This is a genomic window from Lactobacillus sp. ESL0260, assembly GCF_003692935.1.
In the GTDB taxonomy this organism is placed as follows: domain Bacteria; phylum Bacillota; class Bacilli; order Lactobacillales; family Lactobacillaceae; genus Lactobacillus; species Lactobacillus melliventris.
The window spans coordinates 63,558-84,345 of the sequence record NZ_REHO01000007.1 but is presented as its reverse complement, the minus strand read 5'-3'; the positions used below and the strand labels follow the sequence as shown (position 1 = coordinate 84,345).

General features: G+C 32.8%; 21 protein-coding genes, 2 pseudogenes and 1 other annotated feature. Of the genes and pseudogenes, 3 read left to right on the top strand and 20 right to left on the bottom strand.

Annotated elements, in window-relative coordinates; all coding sequences use genetic code 11:
* Positions 1–13 precede the first annotated feature (13 nt).
* The 12 genes and pseudogenes from F5ESL0260_RS03065 to F5ESL0260_RS03010 form a co-directional block, all read right to left on the bottom strand.
* Positions 14–1,342, bottom strand: coding sequence for a PTS sugar transporter subunit IIC (locus tag F5ESL0260_RS03065; RefSeq protein WP_122025813.1), 1,329 nt, complete (start codon positions 1,340–1,342; stop codon positions 14–16).
* 2 nt (positions 1,343–1,344) lie between these two features.
* Positions 1,345–2,574 carry a DEAD/DEAH box helicase gene (locus F5ESL0260_RS03060; RefSeq protein WP_122025812.1) on the bottom strand — a complete coding sequence of 410 codons (1,230 nt, stop codon included), beginning with the start codon at positions 2,572–2,574 and terminating at the stop codon, positions 1,345–1,347.
* Positions 2,571–3,278 carry a GH25 family lysozyme gene (locus tag F5ESL0260_RS03055; protein ID WP_110445816.1) on the bottom strand — a complete coding sequence of 236 codons (708 nt, stop codon included), beginning with the start codon at positions 3,276–3,278 and terminating at the stop codon, positions 2,571–2,573. The genes F5ESL0260_RS03060 and F5ESL0260_RS03055 overlap by 4 nt, the downstream gene beginning before the upstream one ends.
* 135 nt (positions 3,279–3,413) lie before the next feature.
* On the bottom strand, positions 3,414–4,415 hold the full coding sequence (locus F5ESL0260_RS03050; protein ID WP_122025811.1) for an NAD(P)-dependent oxidoreductase: 1,002 nt from the start codon (positions 4,413–4,415) through the stop codon (positions 3,414–3,416).
* Between the two features lie 110 nt (positions 4,416–4,525).
* A pseudogene (locus tag F5ESL0260_RS03045) lies at positions 4,526–4,669 on the bottom strand (pyridoxamine 5'-phosphate oxidase family protein); the annotation flags it as partial.
* A 92-nt stretch (positions 4,670–4,761) separates the two neighbouring features.
* Positions 4,762–5,946, bottom strand: a complete 1,185-nt coding sequence (locus tag F5ESL0260_RS03040; RefSeq protein ID WP_122025810.1) for an amidohydrolase family protein — start codon at positions 5,944–5,946, stop codon at positions 4,762–4,764.
* Between the two features lie 48 nt (positions 5,947–5,994).
* Positions 5,995–6,234: a binding site (T-box leader), on the bottom strand.
* Positions 6,235–7,202: 968 nt separating this feature from the next.
* A complete protein-coding gene (locus F5ESL0260_RS03035) occupies positions 7,203–7,688 on the bottom strand; it encodes a prolyl-tRNA synthetase associated domain-containing protein (RefSeq protein ID WP_122025809.1) in 486 nt (161 codons plus the stop codon).
* A gap of 41 nt (positions 7,689–7,729) precedes the next feature.
* Complete coding sequence (locus F5ESL0260_RS09610) at positions 7,730–7,870, bottom strand: type II toxin-antitoxin system YafQ family toxin (RefSeq protein WP_122025808.1); 141 nt, start codon at positions 7,868–7,870, stop codon at positions 7,730–7,732.
* 4 nt (positions 7,871–7,874) lie between these two features.
* The gene (locus F5ESL0260_RS03025; protein WP_122025807.1) at positions 7,875–8,054 is read right to left on the bottom strand and encodes a hypothetical protein; all 180 of its coding nucleotides are present in this window, start codon (positions 8,052–8,054) and stop codon (positions 7,875–7,877) included.
* On the bottom strand, positions 8,051–8,332 hold the full coding sequence (locus F5ESL0260_RS03020) for a hypothetical protein (RefSeq protein ID WP_122025806.1): 282 nt from the start codon (positions 8,330–8,332) through the stop codon (positions 8,051–8,053). The genes F5ESL0260_RS03025 and F5ESL0260_RS03020 overlap by 4 nt, the downstream gene beginning before the upstream one ends.
* Before the next feature lie 54 nt (positions 8,333–8,386).
* A complete protein-coding gene (locus tag F5ESL0260_RS03015) occupies positions 8,387–9,271 on the bottom strand; it encodes a restriction endonuclease (protein ID WP_122025805.1) in 885 nt (294 codons plus the stop codon).
* A 31-nt stretch (positions 9,272–9,302) separates the two neighbouring features.
* On the bottom strand, positions 9,303–10,424 hold the full coding sequence (locus F5ESL0260_RS03010; RefSeq protein WP_122025804.1) for a DNA adenine methylase: 1,122 nt from the start codon (positions 10,422–10,424) through the stop codon (positions 9,303–9,305).
* Positions 10,425–10,997: 573 nt separating this feature from the next.
* Here F5ESL0260_RS03010 and F5ESL0260_RS03005 point away from each other — a divergent pair.
* Positions 10,998–11,432 carry a LytTR family DNA-binding domain-containing protein gene (locus F5ESL0260_RS03005; RefSeq protein ID WP_122025803.1) on the top strand — a complete coding sequence of 145 codons (435 nt, stop codon included), beginning with the start codon at positions 10,998–11,000 and terminating at the stop codon, positions 11,430–11,432.
* Entirely contained in the window at positions 11,429–11,887 is a 459-nt protein-coding gene (locus F5ESL0260_RS03000; RefSeq protein WP_233557704.1) for a DUF3021 domain-containing protein, read from the top strand. Before F5ESL0260_RS03005 ends, F5ESL0260_RS03000 begins: the two co-directional genes overlap by 4 nt.
* A gap of 115 nt (positions 11,888–12,002) precedes the next feature.
* Here F5ESL0260_RS03000 and F5ESL0260_RS02995 read toward each other — a convergent pair whose 3' ends face one another.
* The 8 genes and pseudogenes from F5ESL0260_RS02995 to rlmD form a co-directional block, all read right to left on the bottom strand.
* Entirely contained in the window at positions 12,003–12,437 is a 435-nt protein-coding gene (locus F5ESL0260_RS02995) for a hypothetical protein (RefSeq protein ID WP_233557703.1), read from the bottom strand.
* A 293-nt stretch (positions 12,438–12,730) separates the two neighbouring features.
* Positions 12,731–13,513: a DUF3883 domain-containing protein gene (locus F5ESL0260_RS02990; RefSeq protein ID WP_122025802.1), complete on the bottom strand. Its 783-nt coding sequence runs from the start codon at positions 13,511–13,513 to the stop codon at positions 12,731–12,733.
* A 453-nt stretch (positions 13,514–13,966) separates the two neighbouring features.
* A pseudogene (locus F5ESL0260_RS02985) lies at positions 13,967–14,333 on the bottom strand (TIGR02328 family protein).
* The gene (locus tag F5ESL0260_RS02980; RefSeq protein WP_122025801.1) at positions 14,330–14,710 is read right to left on the bottom strand and encodes a YbgA family protein; all 381 of its coding nucleotides are present in this window, start codon (positions 14,708–14,710) and stop codon (positions 14,330–14,332) included. Before F5ESL0260_RS02980 ends, F5ESL0260_RS02985 begins: the two are co-directional and overlap by 4 nt.
* 592 nt (positions 14,711–15,302) lie before the next feature.
* Positions 15,303–16,877 carry an SIR2 family protein gene (locus tag F5ESL0260_RS02975; RefSeq protein ID WP_122025800.1) on the bottom strand — a complete coding sequence of 525 codons (1,575 nt, stop codon included), beginning with the start codon at positions 16,875–16,877 and terminating at the stop codon, positions 15,303–15,305.
* Between the two features lie 708 nt (positions 16,878–17,585).
* A complete protein-coding gene (locus tag F5ESL0260_RS02970) occupies positions 17,586–17,915 on the bottom strand; it encodes a type II toxin-antitoxin system PemK/MazF family toxin (protein WP_122025799.1) in 330 nt (109 codons plus the stop codon).
* On the bottom strand, positions 17,915–18,181 hold the full coding sequence (locus F5ESL0260_RS02965; RefSeq protein ID WP_122025798.1) for an AbrB/MazE/SpoVT family DNA-binding domain-containing protein: 267 nt from the start codon (positions 18,179–18,181) through the stop codon (positions 17,915–17,917). The genes F5ESL0260_RS02970 and F5ESL0260_RS02965 overlap by 1 nt, the downstream gene beginning before the upstream one ends.
* A 369-nt stretch (positions 18,182–18,550) precedes the next feature.
* Positions 18,551–19,903 (bottom strand): 23S rRNA (uracil(1939)-C(5))-methyltransferase RlmD, encoded by a 1,353-nt coding sequence (rlmD, locus tag F5ESL0260_RS02960; RefSeq protein WP_122025797.1) that lies wholly within the window; start codon positions 19,901–19,903, stop codon positions 18,551–18,553.
* A gap of 173 nt (positions 19,904–20,076) precedes the next feature.
* On the opposite strand from rlmD, the gene F5ESL0260_RS02955 reads away from it, so the two are divergent.
* The gene (locus F5ESL0260_RS02955) at positions 20,077–20,787 is read left to right on the top strand and encodes a Bax inhibitor-1/YccA family protein (RefSeq protein WP_122025796.1); all 711 of its coding nucleotides are present in this window, start codon (positions 20,077–20,079) and stop codon (positions 20,785–20,787) included.
* The last annotated feature ends 1 nt before the right edge of the window (position 20,788 follow it).

Below are 20,788 nucleotides of genomic sequence, written 5' to 3'. Positions count from 1 at the left end.
ATTTTTTTAGTAATTAATATTGACGGGTAAAATATGGTTGCGGCGTGTTAGAATCAGCGATTTTATCAGCCGCAAAAACAAATGGCGTCCATATTGCCAAAGCTATTAACATGTTAATAATAGAAAGAACAATTGCACGCCAATCATAATTGCACGCTAAAAATGGTCCAATAATTGGTGGTACTACTGTCGGCACTGCCACTTGTACCGGATTAACTAAGTTCATCATACTTACACCGTAGGCAAAAGCCACGTTAACTAGAGGTGCAACCACAAATGGGATAAAGTACACAGGATTGAGCACTACGGGCAGCCCAAAAATAATTGGTTCATTGATATTAAAAATTCCTGGAGCCAGCGCAACTTTGGCAATCGTGCGATAATCACTGCGTTTTGAAAAAAGCAGGATAGCTACAATCAACATTAATGTACCACCTGCTCCACCGAACCAGGCAAAAGCATCGAATGAACCCCGAACCCAAATAAAAGGCGCTTCTTTTCCCGCGCGAGCAGCGGTAACATTGACATTTTGTGCAGTCAGCCAGATTGAGTCTAAAATCGGTGCCCAAACGCTTAGGCCATTAAAACCAAAAAAGCTGAAAATTTGCACTAACAAGGTCACAAGCATTACCATGCCAAAGCCTTGGCCTAATTTTACCAGTGGAGTTTGAATTGAATTAAGGAGCCAATTGCCAAAGAAAGTGCCCGTAATTGTCTGAAAAACAAAGTTAATCATACCAACACAGAAAATGGCAATGATAGCAGGAACAAGTGAATCAAAAGCCATTTGTTCCGCATAAGGCAAATTGGCTGACAGGTGAAGCTTGATTCGCGCTCTAAAGCAAATTGCAAAAATTGTTACGCCAATTGTTCCAAATAAAATAGCGGTAAAAATTCCCGTAGTTGAAAATTGAGAGATATTAAAAGCTTTGTGAACGGGGATAATTTTGCCGTTAACTTTAAGTTTGGTTAAATTGGCGATGCTCATTGCTAAAGATGATAATGAAACAATTGCCCCAGCAACCGGATCAACTTCCATACTTTTAGCTAAGTGATAACCTAAAGACATTGACAAAAAGAGCGCAAATAAGGCAAATGTCCCCCGCCAGACAACGTTGCAAACTAAAGAAAGAGGCTGCATTACCCACGCAAAAGTTTTCCAGCCTAATTCGGTTTTGGCGGCAGCTATTAAACTCTTAATCAGGACGGCCACTGAACCAGCAATAGTGATCGGCATTACGGAAACAAATGCATCCCTTAATGCTACCAGCCAGTGAGTTTGCCCTAATTTATTTGCTAAAGGCAAAATATAGTCTTCCAGCCAAGCAACTAATCGACTCATTTTTACCCCTTTCTTTTTAAATAATGAGGATGATACCCCTTATTTTTATTTTTACGCTTTTTATGTTTTTCTTTTGGAGCTGCATTTTGCTTTTTTTCATTTACGTCCCGCTTTTTATTTTCCTTTTTACGTGGCATTTTAGTAGACAAATGAAAGCCGGCAAAATATACCCGTTCAATTTTAACACTTCGAGCGAGTAACTTCTTCAGATCACGAAAATCGTGGTCGTCACCTATGCTTACAATAAATCCCTTTGCCCCCATGCGGCCAGTTCGACCAGCACGGTGCATATATGTGTTAAATTCACTAGGAATATCGTAATTTACCACATAAGTAACACCAGGAATATCTAAACCACGAGCCGCTAAATCCGTTGCTAACAGTAACTTGATTTTTCCGACTTTAAAATCATTCAGTGTTGCTGCTCTGTTTTGCTTGCCAAAATCATTAGCCAAGATACCAAATTTAGTTTTAGTGTGTGCTAAAATGCCTGCAAAGCGCATCATAGTTTGGTTGGAATCAAAAAACAAAATTCCTTTAAAACCATCAAGACGCATTAAACGCTGAATAAAATCAATTTTATGAGCATTGTCTATTTGCAAAAAATAATTTGCTACGGTTGATTTCTGCTCCGGTCTGACATCAATTGTAATAAACGTACGGGCAAAAATATCTTCTGCTTGCTTGGTTATTTCAGATTCTGTAGCCCCAAAAAGCAAGATTTGCGCATCTGCGGCCAAGTTTTGTCCTAAAGAACTTAATAATTCCATTTTATTAAACTCTAAAACATCGTCAGCTTCGTCGATAATTAAAATTTTTATCTGATTAACTTTAATACGATTAGCCGAAAAGAAATCGAAAAAACGTCCTGGTGTGGCAACTACTACTTCAGGGTGTTTTTTCTTCAAGTTGTCTTCCTGCCGCTTGCGATTACCAGCACCTACAAGCGTTATGCCCGTTAAATCAAGGGCATTAATAAATGGGTTAATAGCGTGGCGAATTTGTACCGCCAGCTCTGTTGTGGGAGCAATAATCACTAAACTATTGGGTTTGCCTTTTTCCAGCTTTTCTAATGATGGCAATGCATAAGCCAAGGTCTTTCCCGTACCCGTCTTAGCAAGAGCTATACAACTTGCACCATTTAAAATAGGGGTGCGTGTTTCTTGCTGAATCAAAGTTGGTTCAGTCATTTTTAATCTGGTTAAAACTGCTTGAATTTCTTTTTTCATTATTGTGTTAACTGTCCGTATTTTTCTTTATATTGAGTAACCGTACCATTGTATGTTAACATAACTACCCCATCTTCTAAGTTCTTAACTGATTTTACCCGTCCGTTATTGGTATAGCGCCAAAATGCATACTGCATTTTATCTGGTGCTTTTCTACCACCAGTAATAAATTGCACATCATATGGAAAATACTTTTTGTACTTCACAGCAACATCTACTATAACGCGCTTATTCAATCTTAAAAGCATACTGGTAAATTGCGCCATTTGCTTGATATATGCAATATCATAGTTATCAATTGCTGGTTCAATCCAGATTGGCAAACTACCGGTATCAGTGCCTACTTTTTTCAAAAAATATTGATAATGCTGCGTGGGTGTAGATTCATTACTGTATGCAATAACTGTCCCAAAAGCTAATTTTGTTCCTAATACTTGATCCCGATATAATAAATAATCATCGTCAAAGTATGACCGCCCCTGTGTGCTTCTCAAATAGACAAATGAAATGCCGTTGGCTTGCAACTCATGTAAATCAATATAGCCATAATCCTGATTTAATTCCACACCGATCGCACTCGCATTACCATTTGGCGGCAAAGTAGTTTGATTGCGCATATTCGCTATACCCGTGAGAAGAAGGACGATTGCAACGATGAGCAAAATTAAAATCGCGGGTAACGTAAACTTATGATGAAACCTTTTCATCTTTTTCTCCGATAATTTTTCTACACCTGTACATTATAGCAATTTTTTTGCTATACTTGCCAACTACAATCTTAACAATAAAAAAGTGACCGGCTTTACAGTCGGTCAACTTTTAAACTAAAAATAAACTATGAGCTATTCTTCAACCAAGTAAACTGGTTTTTGACCATTTAATACTCGTTTAACGTCCGTCATACTGTGTTCAATCATGTTTTTGACAGATGTCTTCGTGTAGTAGGCGGAATGGGGCGTAAAGACCACGTTAGGCATTTTGGCTAATTCCTGATACTCAACTGGCAATTCGGAAATATCCTTAAATTTTTTCATGACAATTGCTTCTTCACCAGTCATAACATCCAATGAAGCTCCAGCAATTTCTTTATTCTTGAGCGCTGCAATCAAATCTTGTGTGTTAACCAGGGGACCTCTAGCCGCATTAATCAAATATGCAGTATTCTTCATTTCTTTAAACTGCTCGGCACTAATCATATCTGCCATTGAAGGCTCAAGAGGTGTATGCAATGTCAAAATGTCCGCATTTTTAACCACAGTATCAAAATCGGTATACTCTAAAAATGCCTCATTAGCAGGATTTTCAACCAAGTCGTAGCCAATCACTTTAGCGCCCAAGGCATGAAACATTTCTGCCACACAAGACCCGATGCGTCCAACACCAATGATACCTATAGTCTGGTTATAGATTTCGTCACTCATTAAGTTCTCTTCACGAACAAAGTTAAGGTGTTCCTTTTCATTGTTTAAAATAGGACCCCATTTTCTTAACAAGTACATTGCAGAAGTCAAAGTATTTTCAGCCACTGCACGGGGAGAATAAGCTGGTGTATTAGTAACGATCATATGATATTTATGAACAAAGTCAAAATTGATAATATTATAACCCACAGACCTTAAGGCAATCTGTTTGATACCATAAGAGCTCAATTTACGATAGACCTCTTCCTCATCTATATCAAAGACCTGCAAAACGCTGACAACATCATAACCTTGCGCCATCTCCACAGTCTTAGCATCAAGCTTGTCATCAGTTGTTACTAAATCATCTTCCGGATGATTTTGGTTCCACTTATCTACATAGACCTTCTGCTCCGGGGTCATATTGTAAAGTAAAGCTTTCATTATTAATCCTCCTTTTGGATAAAAATTATATCTCTTATTGTATATAAAATTAGGATAAAATTAAAGATAAATTTTAAAAAAGAGCGAATAATAATTTTTATTTAAAAATAAGCTGGAATATATAGCCAGTACTTTTTCCTGTCGATTTTAATGTAGGACATCCAACTGTTCACTACGCTAGCAGGTTTTGCATTAATAGTAACAATGGTGACAGGCCCCTCATCCTTCATGACGTCTAAAAATTTTTGATTCATTTTTTCTCCCCCCATAATAAAAAAGCTACTTTTTCAGTAGCTTCTTTTATTATGGAACACTTGTTCGAAATTGCAAAATCATTTGCTGATGTTTAGTAAGCTCTCTTACCCTTTTTATAAACTGCCTTATCTTTTTGCACAACCGCACTGATTTTCTCTAGCGGATTTTCATCAAGTACCAAAAAGTCTGCGTATTTGCCCTCTTCTAGCGAACCATATTCGTCAGCAATTTTAAGTAGTTTGGCAGAATTATAGCTAGTTTCTAAAGCTTCAAAATTAGTGAAACCTTGTTCTACCAGTAAAGGCAGTTCTTGCGGAGTCATCGTAAAGTCATTAAATGGAGTGCCCGCATCAGTACCCAAAGTAATTTTGACACCAGCATTTTTAGCTTTAGTAATGTTGCCGCGCAAGTCTTTCCAAGCTGCAGCTATTTTATTCATTTCCCAGTCTGGAATTTTACCCGGTGCATATTCGATAAATGCCCAAGCGCCAACAATTGTTGGGGTCAAGTATGTTCCTTTTTCAATCATCAGTTTAATTTCTTCATCATTAACGTAGAAGCCGTGTTCAATACTGTCAACGCCGGCCTTGATCGCATTCAAAATTCCCGGGTTGCCTTCAGCGTGCGCTGCCACAGTTAAACCCTTGTGGTGAGCTTCTTCCACTGCAACGTGCATTTCAGCTTCACTTAATTGAGGATCATCAAGAGAATCGTTTTCAGTCATTACGCCACCTGTGGCCATGACTTTAATTGCTTTGGCACCCGCCTTAATTCCCTGGCGCACAGCTTTACGCATTTCATCTGGTGAATCAACCAACACACCAAAATTAGGCAAATCACCGTGACCACCAGTCATAGAAAATGGGTGGCCAGCTGGCACGATTTCCGGGACCTTGGTTAACTTATTTTTCTTAATTAAATTATTAAGAGCAATATCAATATTGTACGTGCTGCCGCATTCACGAATATAGGTGACACCGGATTTCAATAAATCATGCAAATGTTTTACTGCACGAACCGTAGAAGATACCACATCAGATTCACTACCACCATCAGGAGTTAAGGGATCCATAATAATATGTGTATGGCAATTGATTAGACCAGGAATCACATATTTATTTTGTAAATCTACCGTCTGATCAGCTTCAGGTGCTATACCCTCACCTATTTTGGTAATCTTGCCGCTTTCATCATCAACCACAAACGTGGTATTAGATTGAATTTTATCATCAATCCCGTTAAACAAATTAACGTTAGTATAAGCAGTTTTAGTCATCTAAAAACCTCCATATTTTTGTATAAAAAAAGCACTCATCCTTTTCTACTTAAGGACGAGTGCTCGCGTTACCACCTTTTATTCATTTATTACTCACGTAATAAACCTCATTAACTATCAAACAATAGCTTGCAAAAATAACGGATGCAACTCCGCTATTGGCTGATTATCACCAATAGACATCAATTAGAAGCCCATGTTCACTACATATCGCTAGCTGACTTTCACCCAACTATCAGCTCTCTTTATTAGTAATAAAATAGTTACTCTGCTTTGCAAGATGTTTGCTATTTAATTGACTTTTAATCTATCATTTTTTCTTAATTATGTCAACTCCATAAAAGAAAAATAAAGATTAGGCAGTACTCTTCGGGGGGTATAGCATAAATAACTTTACTAAAAAGCAGTAAAAATTATTCGCTAAAACGACTTTTCGTTTTAGTCATGCTTTACTGATGCTTTTAAAATCATAGTCTCGTTTAACATGATGATATTGCTTTTATTTAGTTTATTGCTAAGTAATTAATAACTCCTTTACTACTCGCACCTCCAAATACGATTTTAAAATTAGTTATTAATACTCCTATTTTGATGTTCAGTCAGAATGCTAATAATTAATCTATCCCTACTCATATGCGTTTTTTATAAAATTAGTTCCTAACCAGCTTTTCCCGAGTGATTAACTAACAATCCTTTTTCCTGAAAGGGGGTAAAATATAGCCTCAACTTTTTGCTACAATCAATTGCTATTTTATTTCAACGGTAATGAGATATTAGCAGATTTATCTATAAATGACTTAAAATTTATATTAAAAATCATTGACTAAATAAATATCTTTTATTCCAACTTAAACAACAGTTTTTGAGAATTTAGGTTTATACACAAGAAAGAAAGATACTATAAATAATACAAGATAAAGTTACATATTTTGAATCATTATCACAGTTAAACGTATAACTACTTTTTTAACATCAGCTTTGTTACCATCATTAGCTGCGTTCAGGTCTTTAATTCTTTGTGCATTTAAAGCAATATCATAGTCCTGATCAGAGATTAACGGCAACGAAAAAGATTTTACAATGAAAGAGTAAATAATTTAACCAATTAAATTCACAAATAAAAATATTTACCTTTTGTTAATAATTTAATGGTATTTATTTAATAAATATATACAAACAAATAACTCGTATGTCTTTAATATAAAAAAGACGCAAATTGCTAATTTGCGTCTTAATATTCACAGTTATTGGTTAGGCTACATTTTCACTACTTTGACGGGATTGCCCAAGTCCTTTATGACTTTAAGCAAATCTTGCGGATCTAGCCAAATAGTAGCTGTATTATCGTTGGGATGAATAGCGATTCTAGGCTGGTCACTAAAATATGAATCTAAGTAAAAGGGGATTTCGTGGTGAGAGTCATTTAACAACCCCAAAGGTGTGACGGAGCCTGGTACCAAATCCAATTTTTCTTTTAGGTCTTGCGGTGAGGCAAAACTAAGTCTGCGTGTGCCATTTTCCTCACGAAATTGCTGTAAGTTGACTCTTTTATCGCCCTTAATCGTCAAAAGGTAGTAGTCACGTTTCTTGTCATCCCTCACAAACAGATTTTTTGCATCTGCTTCAGGGTGTGGCAGAACAATTTTTTCCATTTCTGCCATATTGTAGACAGCTTGGTGCTCCACTATCTCATATTTAATTCCATGTTGATTAAGGTAATGTAATGTTTCGTTTTTGTTCATTTGGTGTTATTTTCTTAAAAGATGCTATTTTGAATCTTACTTCATAACTTACTAGTAGAAAGTTCCTTATGATTGGTGATAGTTACCATCCTTAAACGCTTTTTGGCATCCACCTGATAATAAATTACTAGTAAATCATTAAGAACATGAAATTCGTGGTATTCACTCCAGAGTTTTTTCAAAACTTTATGAACAGTATATTTTTCCCATAGCTAGGATTTCAACTGCATCTATAATTGTCATCCTTGCATCCATTGTATCAACAGAAGAAAGATTAAACATACTTTGTAAATTATCCATTCTTTTTACAAAAGATTTTTCAAAACGCACTTCATATTTTAATTTTCTGTTCACCGCTTTTTTCAATCATCTAGATTATCTACTTTAATACTACTATCCTTAATCAATCCTAACTCTTCAGCTTTAGCTATTACTATAGCCTTTTCAACTTCGGAAGGTAAATTTGTATCTGATATATTATCCTCTTTACGATTTACAGGATAACTAAATCCTTTATCATGGTTAAACTGAGAGATAAGCATTTTAACTGCCGTAGCAGCCGTCAAGCCGATTTGCTTGGCATTATCATCTAATTCTTGCTTTTCTTTCTTATCTAATCTAATTCCAAATTGTATAGTCGACATAGTATCACCTTATCTGTAAAGCAATAACGATAAATCAGTTAACATAAAGGTTGTTTAATCTTTATCAGTATAAAATGATTTCAACCGATACGTAGTCACAGGCTCCACGTAATAATTATATTTTGCTACCAGGTCACAGATTTCCTCACCATCAATCAAAGTGATAATTCTTGTGCCCTGACGTGCTGTCTTAATTGCACCGCGAGTAAAATCAGAATTCGTAATAAAAATACCAAATTCCGCGTTGTATTTATCCATTGCTCCGCGAAACTTATCTATTTCAGGAGCGGGCACATTGGATTGCCAGCGCTTTGCCTGCAATGCCACTCTGGTAGTACGGTAATCATTTGAACGAACATAGCCAAAACCATCAAGGCCACCATCAGCAATATAGCTAACGCCTATCGTCTTATCAACATCAATCCCCATTTTTGTAAGTAACCCGCGGCAAAAGAGTTCAAACTTTTTCGGACTCATTTTCAGCAGAGCATCTAGCAAATCTTGTCTCCATTGTTCTTCTTCTGTATCTTCATCCGTTGAATCCTTAGCAGAATCAATTTCAGCCAAGTTCTTTTTCTTTAATTCCTGAGAATCATTATCTTCTAAGAATGGCCGTACATCCTTTTCTGGATCAAAAGTATCAAGATCAACTTTACGCCCTTTTTCAGTTAATTCTACTTGATGACCGTCTTCAGCTAAATAGCCTGTTCTCACCAAATAGATAACCGCATAATTCAGCGTATAGTCAAAAGGTTTATATTTATTACCCGTTTTCTTAGACACTTTAATTTTATCTACTTCTTGTTCTGAGATTGCAGTGGAATTGTCACGAATATCTGAACTAATTTTTCGTCTTGTAACTTGACCACCCAAACGACGCATCGCAATCAAAATTTCTTTCATAGTTACATTCTGAAGATTAATTTGTCGATTAGCCATTCACTTCATTCTCCTCACACGCTTTATAAACTTATTTAATTTCATAATTTGTTATCATCAAGTGCCTCGTTTTTTTTATATTTCTGTTTCTGAAATTTACATTATAAGTCTTTTCGAAATTATTGATATAAATCTGACCGTTATTTGCTGTTTTTTGTCCAATGGGATAAATCTCTCGAATTAATTGTGTATCTTTAATGACAATCATCCAATTTGCAATAGTTTTTTCAATTAAAAATCTTGATAATTTTTTTTGTTCCTTTGCATCAAAAGACAAGTTATCATATTTTGAAAAATCACTATCATATGGTGGATCAATAAATAAAAAATCATTTTTTTGAGGAGGATACATATTTAAAAAAATTTCAAAGTCAGTGTTACCTATAATAGTATCATTTAACGTTCTGATCAATTCACTTTTTTTATAATACTTTATCTTTGTTTCTAGTCTAATATTGTTATAACTTTTTCCGCCATAAGGAACATTAAAATCACCATTTTTTGAAAAGCGAAACATTGAACTATAAGCATATTGCCTTAAAAACAAATATAAAGCAGCCCTTTCACCTTCTGCTATTTGACCTTTTTTGCTTATATTATATAAATATCTATATTGCATATAAATAGATGATTTATATGCAGTAAGAATTATATCGTTAAAGTCTTGATTCTTTATGTTTACGCAATTCCGTTTCTGCTTCAATAAATAATTAAACTTTCTTTTTAAATTAGCACATAAAAATCTCACTGGTAAATCAGAATATGGAAAACTCTTATCCATACCTTGAATTATTATGTGTTTGTCAAAAATAGAATCATTTTTAATTTCTTTATCCATGGAATTAAAAATCTCCCAGAGAGACGGAATCGCATTAAGTACATACCCTTCAATATTTACCCATATTTCATCTATTTTCGTTAACAACTGGAAAAATGAGTGATCCTGATTTTTTATAGAATAATACAAACGTATTAAATCCTCCGATTTATCATTAATATACTTTTTATTAATTAAATCCGAAATAGCAAAATATACTGCTCCAGCCCCTACAAAAGGTTCGTAATATGAATTAATTTTGCTTGGTAAATTTGGAAGAATATATTTTAATTCTTTTTCTTTGCCTCCCGGATATTTTACTAAAGGAGTCAACATATTAATTTAAATAGCCTACTTTCTTGCCCTTTCCAGATTTGCAATAAACTGATTATTATTACTGCCCCCAACTAAAGTGTTTTTCTTTGAAATATAAAATTATGTGACCTTCACAATAAATCGTTTTTAAATTTTTTAACTTGAATTTTAACAATTTTTCAAAAGTACTCAAGATCAGCAATATTATAGTAGCTTCCTTTCTAGGACATTATTGTGATTAGAAATAAAAATTTTTAATCTATTGTATCATTAATTATAAATAATATAAATATGTTTAAGATTTTTATATTCATTTTATTTTTTTATAGCTTTTTAGAGCACAATCTAATCTTAATTCATCAATTTCTTTCATCATCTTTATCCTTAGTCGGGTAATTTAATTAAAACAACTTTTCTTTAAATTATACTTTAGTATATTCATGTACTCAAACTCTCTTTTAATTAAAAAAGCAAAATTTTAACCAGAAAAACAGGCTTTGTAACCATTAATGACATTTATTCCATCATTTGCAGTAATCTAGGATAAAAATAAAGTTCATCTACTATACTTATTAACAGAAAGGAGCGCTAGGAATGAAAATTAATTGTCACATCGATCCTAATATTAGTGAAGAACACGGTGAATTATGGATCAAAAAAATGACACCAGCAATTAATGAACTTTTGCTAAAATTAACACAGTCTGAAAACTCATTATGGTGCCATTATCAATCTCAAATTTATCCAATTCTATTTGAAGACATTTATTCACTTGAGGTTGCTAATAGAGATATTAATGTTTATACAGAAAAGCAGCAGCTTATATATAATGATCGTTTATCAAATTTGAAAGCAGATCTACCGAACTATTTTATTGAAGCTTCACGCAGCGCTATATTTAATTATCAGCATATCGACCACCTTGAATTACTTAATAATGGGTTAATCGATGTTGTTCTGACTAATAAGCATCGCGTACAAATATCAAGAAGAAATATTAAGAACCTGAAAGAGAGGTTAGGAATATGAAAAATATGAAAAAATTAATCAACTATACATTTAGGTTTTCAGCTGAAGGAACCCTATATGGACTGACCGCTTCTCTTTTTTACAATTTTTCCAATAAAAACTCAATATATTATCCTTCAGATCCCAGTTTTTCTGCAAAATTTGCTACCCCTTTAAACGCTATGACCGTCTCAGTAATTTTATGGGCCTTAATGGGATTAGTATTCGGCTTTGGTAGCTTTGTCTTTGTTATTAGACAATGGTCCATATTAAAGAGGACAATCGTTAGTTTTATCATTTACTACATCGGGTTTACTCCGCTTGCATTTTTAGCAGGTTGGTTTCCACCAAATATCGTTAACTTTATGATTTTTACTGGACTCTTCATCTTAATTTACGTCACAGCATGGGTTATCAGATCTTACCGAGTTATAAGAGAAATTAGAGAGATCAACAATAAAATAAAAAAGAAATAGTTTTGAGAAGATCTAATAGCGAGACTATTAATTTTTTTAATCATAATTACAAAAAAAGCTGCGTAACCTACTGATTACACAGCTTTTTTTCTTGGAGACATTATCCTATTATTATTTAATACAATCTAGGAGGATTACCTTTATTTTTAGCCACAGTCCTTACATCAGCTTCCCATTCTCTCAGTAATTCCAAAAATTCATCAGAGCAAAAATAGTCACAACCATCTTCCATATTAAAAACTGACATAAAACTCCCTAGAGCTCCCTTTTCCAAAATACCATCTGCAATTACAGATTTATCTCTCAGTATTAAAACAGGCAAGCCTAATTGAAAAGCCATAGCTGGTTCAATCTGACAATATGGACTAGTCAACCATTTATTTTCTACACAATATTTCTTACGTTTATCCTTGTATTGGCACCCAGTTTCAATATGAGTTTTTTTAAGTGCAATAGCTAACAAGCCATTAGATTCCATCATAATCCGCCTGATTCCTTTTAATGGTGCTTTTGTATCATAATCAGTTACACCTAAAGTTCTTGGTTCCAATCCTTCACTTTCCAAAAATATATTTAAACATTTTTAAAAACACTTTTGTTCATCGCAAATTGGAGTCGGCTTACTTAAAAAAATAGGTATTTTCATGGTAACTACTTCTTTCTGGTACACATTAAATTAAAAATAATCATATTTTTACATTTATTAATTATATATTCTTTAACATCTTAATTAAAGCCAAAATTAAAAAGGTGTTCATAAAAAGCACCTTTGGAGTTATTATAAGACATAACTAGACCTTCAAATAATTTCTTAGTATCAAAGGCAAAGTGTCTTATTTGATTCTACTTTTTTGATACTTCATAAGAAGTGGAGTTAAACGAATATTTATTTACCACATCAGCAGCGGGTATAATTTTTATTTTCCCCTTTTTTTTGGTTATATCGAAGTTATACACACGATAAATAAACAAATTCTTATCATTTTTATGCAAGTCAAAATATAGTTTCTCATTTTGTGACATATAAAAAGGGTAATCTAAACCATTATCTGTTGTTTTTACTTCGATATATCTACTAGAACCATCTTTTTCAAGAGAAATGATGTCATATCCTGCCCCATCACCTTGTTCCTGACTGAGATGAATTATTCTATTAATATCTTGTGGTGCGAATTTTGATACTCTTTTTGTTTCACTTTTGAATACATAATCTTCACCCGCAATCCCAATTGATGATCTTTTATTATTAATTTTTTGCCAATCTATTTTCTTAGGCTTGAATTTTCTGCTTAGTTTCTTTCTCTTTTTTAAATCAGCGCTAGAGATTTTTACAAGTGTATTACTAGTTTTTAATCCCTTTAATAAAATCCACTGTGCAGGTTTGTTAGTCTTATCAACCATATAAGAGTTTAAATAAATTTTTTTATTTGTATTTTGATGAGAAACTATGTTACCAATTCTTTGTAAAATTAACATCTCATTTCTCGTTTTACTTTTTCTTTTATCATCGCTGTCAAAGGGAATGACAGTATTCAGCAACTTTTTGACTTCACTGGTATTTAAAGCACCATATTTATTCAGCAATAGTGAAACACCAATCCTAATATTTGCTTCAGAAGTAGCCATGTATAATTCCTTTCTAAATAAAATTTTACACTATCATTATAATTCTTTTGTATGCATGTTGCTAAATGAAAAAGTTGTAAACGTTACTTGATAACATATATTAGCTCTGTTACAAGCACCAATTTAAGACCTTTATTCATGAACCAAAAATTTATTACTAATTTAATGATATTTATAATTTACTTTTTTAAAAAAATATTTTCAAGTAAAAAACCTTAAAATTAAGTTTACTCTATATATTCTTTCTTATAAATTCAAAAACTTATGAATTCCATTTTTAGGGTGTTTAAATAATCTTGTGTAAATGACTATTGAAAAAAGGAATCTCTTCCTCGTATGATTGTCTTGTAAAACATAAAATCAAAAAAAGTAATCTAATTACAATGGCAAAAAAGAGATTTATAAAAATGTCAATATTCAATGATAATCTTCCGTTTTTTTTGCAAACTAAACTTAATACAAATCAATTCCTTTTTGGTGCAAATCATCCAAACAACTTTGTAAATAAGCCTCATCATGTTCTGGATAAATTGGATCAGTCCACGGAATAGCTGGTAAACTTTCGTACTTAGGACAATACTGTCCTCTATAATATGGATCAAACCATTTAAGATCTGGATGATAATGACGACGTTGCATTTCAGCTAATACTAACAAATGAAATTGATACAATTTGTAAGGTGAATGTTGAAAAACATAGTTAAACAGTAACATGTGGTTTGCCCCAGCCACGTCCGCGCAAAGCAGCAATTTCGCGGTGTTGCCCTAATAATTGTTGCCTAGGCAGTCGCCAAATTAAGTCTTGATGCCATAATCTCATGATTTTTCTTTATTCTCCTGAATTAAACGTGAATTTAGTAAATAAGAAACTTGATACTTTTCAGCTAAACGACTTAAAAATGGACCCAATTTATCGTCTTGTGGCGATAATTCTTGCAATAAATGTAAGTAAGTTTGCTTTTCCTCTGGTGTACACATTTTCTTAAAGTAGCCCCAGACATGTTGATAAGCGTTTGTTAAAGTTTTAACCGTTGGTGTTTGCCTGGCTGCTTTTTCTAATAAGTTCTTGAATTCAATATTCTTTTGTTCTGACCATTCGTTGTCTTTAGCTAGCAGCCTAATTTGCTCATAGCACTGTTGCGAATGAGCCATTACCCAATATTTATTGTAGGCCCATTCTTCTTGCCATTTATCCATTTTCATTTGTCCTATTTTTAGTTCTAATTAAAAAGTTATATATTCTCATATTACTAAAAATTGTCTAATAAACTTATATAAAATCAACTTAAATATAACATATATCAGTATCAACCCATTTATTTAACAAAAACTTTTTAATATTAAAACCGTAACTCAAATATATATTTCATCTTTCACTAAAATCGGTTTTATTTTTAGTGAATTTACAAAATTCTTCAAACCAATAAATATAAGCACTACATTTGGTTTACTAATTAATATCATTTACGTGTATTTAATATAATGGCCATAGCAAACTTATTTTGTGGTTTGCCTTCAAAAATGATTTTTAATAATTACTTTCTTGATATTTCTGGAACAAAATAAAGTCTTGGAAATAAAATACTTGATTAAAACTGAACAGTTTCATTAAAAAGTAGCAAGACCTATAGCATATATTAAGTAAAATAGATTTATTAAACTTGACTATAACAGTAACTATTGTTAACATACAAAAGTCAAAAACAATTATGCCATTTGTAATGCTGTTTTTGGTTCAACAAAAGAAGGTCTCACATAGAATGCTATGATTGAGGCTTTTTTTATTTCGTTATATCTTTTCAATTATTTTCTCGTAACGTAAACTGTAAGCCATGAATAATTTTCTACATGCCGTGTCACCAATGAAACTATCTATCTCATTTTCCAAAATATATTTTATTAGGTTTAAAGCATCATTTTGTGAATATTCATTTATGTGTAAACTAAAATAATTTATCTTAGTATAATTTTTTATTTCACTGTTTTTGTCAAGAATATTGTCTATGTCTTTAAAGTCTAACTTTTTCAAGGTCTCCTTATCTTTTTTAGGAGTGTCTTGAATCCGTAGAGACTTAAGTGAAGGAAAACTTTTTAGTCTATTATTTAATTTTTTCTTGTCTCTTTCATTTAACGTGACATTTCCTTTTTTAACTTTAATAACATATTTTGAAACGGGCAAGGTTGATTTAGGTGTAGTTTTTAATATAAACCTTAAGGCAATTTCAAGTGGCATAGTTTCTTTCTCTAGAAAATAATCTTTAACATAATCAGCATATGTTGGATACTTATAAATGAATCTACTATCACCAAATGCAACTACTAGATTTTTACTTTCCAATTCTTCAGGTAGCTTGTTCAAATCTACAAAAGTGGTTAATACCTGTTTTAATTTTCCTTGTTTACCTTTTGTATCAATGATCTGTCTAAATGCGTCCTGATATCTATTAATCTCATATGGAGAAAATCCTTGGTTAACTTTTGCTATGTTGTCGTATATTTTTTTGAAATTATCAGTAGATAATTTCGTATAATATACTCCATATGATGTGTCAGCGATTGTCTCTTTTATTTCTTGAACTCCCTCTTGATAATCAACAACGCCTATTCTTTTAGATGCTTTGTCAATGGGAAATGGCATGTTTAATGCTAAATCTTTTAAAAGCATTTGTATATTTTGATCAGTCATAGAATATCCGAAAAAAATAATAGGGGATACAGTCAATTGACTCAAAATTTTAGCATTGACTATTGCAGATGTTCTTTCTAATTTTTTATAGTCTTTACTAGTTATCACAATTGAATCGACATCATTTACTGATCCATGAATTTTGTATAATTCATTTAACATGTTAGAAGGCTCAAAAAGTCCTTTATTACCTACCCTTACGTTAATTTTTTTCAAATTTTGTTCAATAAATTCATCATAATTTGTTGTAATTATAAGTCTAGCCTTTTTTAACATATTAGAGAAAGCTTCAACTTCTTTTTTTACTCCTTCTTTAGGCTTTAAGTCAGAAAATATTAAAGCTATACGCTTTCTAAAAGGCGAAATTCCATCAGTATGGGCTACGCTAGGTGTTAAGCCTTCAATTGTTAACTTTTCATCAAAAAAATCCTGATTGTAATTTTTCTCTAGTTCATCTGCTAACTTAGTATATGCATCAAACTTATTGTTATATTTTTCCATTAGTTGATTATATTTCGAAAAATAAGTTTGCTCTATACTCGTTTCATTCCAAATCTTGTACAGCAATTTATCCCAAGTTGGTGCATTACTAAAATAACGTTGAGTTATACCCGAGCCAATAAATATAATAGGGAACTCATTATTTTTTTGTAAGTTCTCTAAAAATTCAGTACTCATTTTAATCACTTCCTTAATTCATAAGTTTATATCATATCTTGCTAAATATATATTAAATCACTGAAAATGAAATCTAATACTTTTTGCCCATAATTATCATTTTTCATCAAAATAAATAGCAAATATGACAATAAATAATGTTTAATAAAATTTAATGAACTCTTAAATTTCTTAATTAGATAAAAAGATATGTCTGTTAATAATATTCCGAGTACCTAATTTAAAAATATACATTTTTAAATTAGATAGGCTTTAGCCTATAGAAAGTTTTCTCCAAAGAATACCAAATCTGTTGGAATGGTAATGCAATTCAAAATATAAGATTAATTATTTATTTAGAAATAAGCAGATTTAATATTGAGAAAATTATAGTATTTTTAACAGTATCATATAATTTCTTTGATAAAACATCTCAAAAAAGGTGTAAATCATTTATTTTATGTAATATATTTAACCAATTAGCATAACGACTACAAAAATATGTTTTATATATAGCATTTTGTAATATTAAATCAAAATTTAATTTTTAAATATTTATTTAATAATTATTTCTTAATATTTTTTCAATAGTTTCTAGACTATAACGCAAGATTCAATTCAATAGTTGACGATTAAAATTTAATATAATGATACTTGAGTTTATGATGATTGCTAAGTATTGATACTTTAAACAAAAATGCCACCCTAATTTGGATGACATATAACTTGTTAATTTTGCTGTTGAATAAATCTGAAGAGTCCTAGCCTATCTAGTGCAGTCAATTTACCAATCGGCTTTTGACTAAAAACCAATTTTTTGTTTAGACGATAAAGTTTATGAGTGTCAACATAGGACTGCTTTTTTAACCCTGCTTCTGGCCAGTTTTGAATAGAATAGTACAATTGCTTAATCTGTGCTGACTTATGCTGATATTGGCTAGTAATCTTAAAAACCATGACGTATTCTCGACCAACTTCAATTACTAGAGCTGGGCGTACTTTGCTACCATGTATCTCGTCAAAAGGTACGTTAGCAATATAAATGTCCATTGGCTCCATTAGCCATTAACCATCCAGTCATGAAAATCAGGTGATTTTTTAGGATCATAATGTCCATTTTCATCAATATCAACATTCTCAACTGGTATTTGCTTAACCAAATTAGCCCAATCTAATGCTGTTGGTAGTTTTTTAATAGTAATTGCGCCATTCTCTAATTTGAATGATACCTCACTTCCCCTTTTCAAATCTAGAGCCTTCCGGATTGATGCTGGAATAACAACTTGTCCTTTTTGTGACACTTTGCCAGTTAAAGCATTTTCCATAACAATTTCTCCTTTTCGTTTTACGTCTTACTTCTTACAAATATTTTACTAAAATTATTGATCAATGCCAAGGATTTGAATCAATGAATTTTACTAATAAACTTTTCACACTAACAAAATATCATTCAAAAATTAATTATTTAGTACAAATTTCTCTTGTTTTTAAGCATCTGAACAAATGAGAGAAACTATTTAGTAAAAAGATTTTTATGCTACTTTTTATAATAATTGCTTTTCTCTTATCCAGAAAACACTGTGGTATAGCTCCGAAAACAAAAAACGTCCTAATTTTAGGGTTCACATCAATCTTTAAAATAGAAATTAGGACGCTTTTTTCTATTAAAAATACTATTACACAGGCATTTTTGCTTATTTCCTAGCCCGTTCCAATACCGTCACCGCTTCAACATGCGGTGTTTGTGGAAACATGTCAACAGGATCGATTTGATTAAAGGTGTAGCCTTCATTCATAAATTCCTGCAAATCACGAATCATGGTTGCGGGATTGCATGAGATATAAACAATCTTCTTTGGACTAGTATTTACTGCTGCCTCAATAAATTCAGGTGTTAATCCTTTGCGTGGCGGGTCGACAAAGATGACATCAGCTTTCATCCCCTTAGCTGCCCATCTTGGCATCACTTCTTCAGCCTTACCAGTCACATATTTGGCATTATTGATACCATTCAACTTAGCATTATTATTGGCATCTTTCACCGCATCAGACACGCTTTCAATTCCGCGGACAGATTTAACGTGCTTGGCAACGCTTAAACCAATAGTTCCAATACCAGAATAAGCATCAATCACGATATCATCAGGCTTTAAATCAGCTTTTTTGATAGCTAAATCATATAAACGGGGTGTTTGCAGTGAATTGATTTGAAAGAAACTTTCAGGAGAAATCTTAAATTTAACATCACCTATTTGGTCCGTAATTTGCGGCTTACCGAAGATCAAGTAATCAATCTTACCTAAGATAACGTTGGTCTTCTTCGGGTTATAATTCAATACTAAGCTAGTGACACCAGCAATTTGTTTAATAGCCTCTGCTACTTTTGGTAACTGAGGGAAATCTTTGTGCAAGCAAACCAAGATGACCATAATTTCACCAGTCGCTTTACTGCGGCGAACGTCCAAGTACCTGACTTCACCTTGATTATGAATTTCATCGTAAGCTGGAACACGATATTGTCTTAAAATATCACGCACAGCAACTAAAACGCGGTCAATTTCAGGATCAGTAGTAAAGAAATTGGTCAGAGGCACTAAGTCGTGTGAATGTTTTCTGAAAAAGCCAATTTCAAGCTGACCTTTAACTTCACGCACTGGCACCTGTGCCTTGTTACGGTAGCCTGTTTCTTCAGGACTAGGCAGGGTCTCGCCTACTTTTACATCATCCAAATGTGCTTTCTGCAGTAAATTTACTACTTGATTACGTTTAAATTCCAGCTGCTTATCGTATTTGATGTGTGCTAAAGATGCCAAGCCGGTTTGGACCCACTGGTTAAGTTTAATGTTAACCCGGTCAGGGCTTTCCTTAATAATTTGTTCGATTTTAGCAAAAGCAAAGTGTTTCTTTACTTTTAAAATCTTAGCTTCTACCGTTTCTCCCGGTAAAGCATTGTTGACAAATACTGTCATGCCCTCATAATGAGCTACTCCCATAGCTTCATATGATAAATCTGTAATTTCAAGCTTGATAATTTGATTCTTTTCCATATTTTGTCCTTTTTTACAAACACTAATTAATATCTTTATTTTACTAAAAATCCTAGCAAAAGTAATGCACAAGTCGATTTCTTAACATTGGATTAATTTCAACTTTTTCCCTTCACACTTACTTTAGTCTGTGTTACTTTTATTACTAATAACTTAAAGAAAGGACGTTTTTCATGAATAATTACGATACTAATTCAGATAGGCGCCAAATCCACACCATCTCCGAAACCAATACTTTTTTAACAAAAATGTATGCCTTGATGGCTGGTGCAGTACTTGTTTCTGCGTTAGCAGCTTACTTAACAATGACCGTATTCAGAAGCGCTGTGATGAACATGCCAGTGGCTATGATGTGGCTCATCTTATTTGTACCTTTTGGCTTATCAATGGGTATTAGTTTTAAAGCTGATCGCAATCCAGTTGCCAGTCTAGTAATGTTAACGATACTATCAGCAATTTACGGTTTTGAATTTGCCTTAATTGCAGGCTTTTATACCGGCACCCAAATTACTTCTGCCTTTGTTTCAGCAGCAACGGTGTTCATTGCCATGGCTTTGTTTGGCACTTTTACTAAAAGAGATATGACTAACTGGAATTCATACTTGAGTGCAGCTTTACTTGGCTTTGTTGTTGCCTTGATAGTTAATATGTTTTTACGTAACCCGGCTGTTACTTATGTCTTCTCATTTATTGGGGTCATTCTTTTTACAGGTTTAACTGCCAGCGACGCCAACAAAATGAAAGCCATTTACACTAATTATGGCGACCAAGTTTCAACTAACGGCTTAGCAGTTCTCGGTGCATTGCAACTTTACCTTGATTTCATTAACATTTTTATGTTCTTACTAGAAATCTTTGGTGGCAGTGGCAATAGTCGCAACTAAT

Excerpts from the sequence above, each read along its gene's own strand:
- F5ESL0260_RS03065 (WP_122025813.1), bottom strand. The coding sequence starts at position 1,342 with ATGAGTCGATTAGTTGCTTGGCTGGAAGACTATATTTTGCCTTTAGCA.
- F5ESL0260_RS03055 (WP_110445816.1), bottom strand. The coding sequence starts at position 3,278 with ATGAAAAGGTTTCATCATAAGTTTACGTTACCCGCGATTTTAATTTTG.
- F5ESL0260_RS03050 (WP_122025811.1), bottom strand. The coding sequence starts at position 4,415 with ATGAAAGCTTTACTTTACAATATGACCCCGGAGCAGAAGGTCTATGTA.
- F5ESL0260_RS03040 (WP_122025810.1), bottom strand. The coding sequence starts at position 5,946 with ATGACTAAAACTGCTTATACTAACGTTAATTTGTTTAACGGGATTGAT.
- F5ESL0260_RS03035 (WP_122025809.1), bottom strand. The coding sequence starts at position 7,688 with ATGAACAAAAACGAAACATTACATTACCTTAATCAACATGGAATTAAA.
- F5ESL0260_RS03020 (WP_122025806.1), bottom strand. The coding sequence starts at position 8,332 with ATGTCGACTATACAATTTGGAATTAGATTAGATAAGAAAGAAAAGCAA.
- F5ESL0260_RS03015 (WP_122025805.1), bottom strand. The coding sequence starts at position 9,271 with ATGGCTAATCGACAAATTAATCTTCAGAATGTAACTATGAAAGAAATT.
- F5ESL0260_RS03010 (WP_122025804.1), bottom strand. The coding sequence starts at position 10,424 with ATGTTGACTCCTTTAGTAAAATATCCGGGAGGCAAAGAAAAAGAATTA.
- F5ESL0260_RS03005 (WP_122025803.1), top strand. The coding sequence starts at position 10,998 with ATGAAAATTAATTGTCACATCGATCCTAATATTAGTGAAGAACACGGT.
- F5ESL0260_RS03000 (WP_233557704.1), top strand. The coding sequence starts at position 11,429 with ATGAAAAATATGAAAAAATTAATCAACTATACATTTAGGTTTTCAGCT.
- F5ESL0260_RS02990 (WP_122025802.1), bottom strand. The coding sequence starts at position 13,513 with ATGGCTACTTCTGAAGCAAATATTAGGATTGGTGTTTCACTATTGCTG.
- F5ESL0260_RS02980 (WP_122025801.1), bottom strand. The coding sequence starts at position 14,710 with ATGGATAAATGGCAAGAAGAATGGGCCTACAATAAATATTGGGTAATG.
- F5ESL0260_RS02975 (WP_122025800.1), bottom strand. The coding sequence starts at position 16,877 with ATGAGTACTGAATTTTTAGAGAACTTACAAAAAAATAATGAGTTCCCT.
- F5ESL0260_RS02970 (WP_122025799.1), bottom strand. The coding sequence starts at position 17,915 with ATGGAGCCAATGGACATTTATATTGCTAACGTACCTTTTGACGAGATA.
- F5ESL0260_RS02965 (WP_122025798.1), bottom strand. The coding sequence starts at position 18,181 with ATGGAAAATGCTTTAACTGGCAAAGTGTCACAAAAAGGACAAGTTGTT.
- rlmD (WP_122025797.1), bottom strand. The coding sequence starts at position 19,903 with ATGGAAAAGAATCAAATTATCAAGCTTGAAATTACAGATTTATCATAT.
- F5ESL0260_RS02955 (WP_122025796.1), top strand. The coding sequence starts at position 20,077 with ATGAATAATTACGATACTAATTCAGATAGGCGCCAAATCCACACCATC.